The 1544-nt window shown below is 72.9% G+C and carries 1 protein-coding gene; it reads right to left on the bottom strand.

Going from position 1 to position 1544, the window contains the following annotated elements:
* Window positions 1–1529: metallophosphoesterase family protein (locus FNH09_RS46330; RefSeq protein WP_238427496.1), on the bottom strand; the 1529-nt coding region annotated here is incomplete at its 3' end.
* Window positions 1530–1544 lie beyond the last annotated feature (15 nt).

Raw genomic sequence — 1544 nt, 5'->3', positions numbered from 1 at the left:
GTGGCTCGGTCACCGTCGCGGGGTCTTGGCTGTCGATCTGGTGTGCTCCTGGTCGGGGGACGGTTCGGCGGCGTGGGTGTCGGGGAGGGCGTCGCGCCCGGCTGGTTCTCCTTCGGGAGGTGGCGGCTGACCTCGGCCGTGGTCAGCCCCAGGCCGCCCAGCCGGATCTCGTCCCAGGCCTGGAGCCGCCGGGTGTCGCGGTCGAAGTAGAGGATCGACGCCTCGATCGGGTCCGGGTACCTGCCCTCGACGGCGCGCAGCCCGCTGCCGCCCGTGGAGCCCTCCACCCGCAGCCGGGTGCCGTTCTTCATGACCTCCGTCTCCTCGTGGTGCACATGACCGGCCAGCACGAGCGGCACCTCGCCGTCCGTGACGCGCGCCGCGAAGGGCTCGTGGACGATCGCCACGTCGGCCGGGGTCCCGGCGGCCTTCTGGTCGCGCAGGGCCGAGGCCAGCCGGGCGCCCGCCAGGTACTCGGCCGGGTCGCCGCCCGGCCGCGCGGAGCGGTCGGGGGTGAACTGCGGGTCGCCGATGCCCGCGAAACGCAGGCCCGCGACGGTCTCGGCCCGGCCGTCGTCGAGGACGTGCACGTTCTTCATGTGCTCCAGATAGCGCTGGGTGAGCGGGGAGTCGTGGTTGCCGCGGACCCAGACGTAGGGGGCGCCGAGGTCGGCTATCGGGTCCAGGAAGGCGTTCTCCGCCGCCGTGCCGTGGTCCATCGTGTCGCCGGAGTCGACGATCACATCGATCTTGTACTGCTCCACCAGCGACGCGATGATCTTCCAGCTCGCCGGGTTGAGATGGATGTCCGAGACGTGCAGGACCCGGATCGTGCTCGGGTCCGGCGAGTAGGCGGGCAGCGTGGAGGTGACGTCGTAGAGCTTCGTCACGTTCGTCACCAGGCGGGCCAACTCCTGCTGGTAGACGTCGAACTCGGTGACGATGCTGCGCGCGTTGCCCACCAGGGAGGGTGCGGAGGACAGCAGGCCCGAGAACCTCGGCTCCAGGACCGACTCGGGGTTCCAGGTGGCGTACGCCGTCCCGCCGCAGGCCGCGAGCAGGGTCAGGGCCAGCCCGCCGGCCGCGAGGGCGCGCCGGGGGCGGCGGTAGACCGCGAGGCCGAGGGCGGTGGCGCCGGAGACGACGGCGACGCAGGAGCGCACGGCCAGGTCGAGCGTGCCGTGCTCCACGTCCCGGGTGACCTCCTGCTGGAGGCCCGTGATCCGCTCGGGGTGGTCGACCAGGGCCCGGGAGCGGACCGGATCGAGCTGGTCGACGTTCACGTCCAGCCGGACCGGGGCGGCATGGCTGTCCAGGCTCAGCGCGCCCAGCGGGGAGATGTTGATCTTTGTTCCGCCGGTGAGGGAGGGGCGCAGGGCCATCGTGGTGTCCATGGGGCCCACCGGGACCCGTACGTTCCCGACGACCAGCAGGCCCAGCCAGGCTCCGGCCAGGACCACGGTGACCAGGCCCAGGGCGCGGGCCCAGGGGCGTTGTTGCGGGACGAGCTCGACGGAGAGGCGGGGCAGCGGACGGGGCCGGGG

Origin of the sequence: Streptomyces adustus (genome assembly GCF_009377175.1) — a bacterium.
Classification (GTDB): Bacteria; Actinomycetota; Actinomycetes; order Streptomycetales; family Streptomycetaceae; genus Streptomyces; species Streptomyces adustus.
The sequence above is the reverse complement of the archived record's forward strand: the minus strand, read 5'-3'. Positions and strand labels throughout refer to the sequence as shown.